The following is a 256-nucleotide window of genomic DNA, read 5'->3' on the forward strand; positions in this document are numbered from 1 at the left end:
TTCGAAGATCGTGCCGAAGACCGCACACCGTTGACGTGAGCCATCCCTGTTGTAAGTGATCTCGCCTGGACGTTTGCCTTCAAGGAAGCGCTCATACACCCACCACTTGCCCGCACCGAACGGGTTCGTGGTTGACCTGACCTGCAGAGGCGGCATGTTGGGCTGCTTCTTGGTAGGGATGAAGGCAGTACGAAGGGTCGACATCATCGCTTCGTAGACATCAGGGTCACGCCAGGTAGCCAGCTCGTCCCATCCG

The 256-nt window shown here is 58.2% G+C and carries 1 protein-coding gene; it reads right to left on the reverse strand.

The window, feature by feature from the left end; genetic code table 11:
* A partial coding sequence (locus ACPYOM_RS23010; RefSeq protein ID WP_481347743.1) for a hypothetical protein occupies positions 1-256 on the reverse strand: 256 nt, incomplete at both ends.

This window comes from Monashia sp. HAY1-2A, assembly GCF_056755315.1.